Annotated in this window: 1 rRNA gene; it reads right to left on the minus strand. The window is 54.0% G+C overall.

Annotated features, from left to right (window positions below):
• A 23S ribosomal RNA gene (locus A6D6_RS21630) occupies positions 1-818 on the minus strand; the annotation flags it as partial.

The raw sequence follows: 818 nt of genomic DNA on the forward strand, positions 1-818 counted from the left end.
ACCTGAAGCTTAGAAGATTTTCCTGGAAGCAGGGCATCAACCACTTCTCGGACACAAAGGTCCAATGGTCTCGGCTCTCAGCCTTAGGATCCCGGATTTGCCTAAGATCCCAGCCTACTGCCTTTCCCCGGGACAACCAACGCCCGGTAGGCCTAGCCTTCTCCGTCTCTCCATCGCAGTTATAAGAAGTACGGGAATATTAACCCGTTTCCCATCAGCTACGCTCTTCAGCCTCGCCTTAGGGGCCGACTTACCCTGCGCCGATTAGCGTTGCGCAGGAAACCTTGGTCTTTCGGCGTGGAGGTTTTTCACCCCCATTATCGTTACTCACGTCAGCATTCGCACTTCTGATATCTCCAGCATGCCTCTCGACACACCTTCACAGACTTACAGAACGCTCCCCTACCCAGCATGCATAAGCACGCTGCCGCAGCTTCGGTATCCAGTTTGAGCCCCGTTACATCTTCCGCGCAGGCCGACTCGACTAGTGAGCTATTACGCTTTCTTTAAAGGATGGCTGCTTCTAAGCCAACCTCCTAGCTGTCTGAGCCTTCCCACATCGTTTCCCACTTAACTGGAATTTAGGGACCTTAGCTGGCGGTCTGGGTTGTTTCCCTCTTCACGACGAACGTTAGCACCCGCCGTGTGTCTCCCGGATAGTACTCACTGGTATTCGGAGTTTGCATCGGGTTGGTAAGCCGGGATGGCCCCCTAGCCGAAACAGTGCTCTACCCCCAGTGGTATTCGTCCGAGGCGCTACCTAAATAGCTTTCGGGGAGAACCAGCTATCTCCGAGCTTGATTAGCCTTTCACTCCGA

It is taken from the genome of Alcanivorax xiamenensis, from assembly GCF_009846745.1.
Taxonomy (GTDB): Bacteria; Pseudomonadota; Gammaproteobacteria; order Pseudomonadales; family Alcanivoracaceae; genus Alloalcanivorax; species Alloalcanivorax xiamenensis.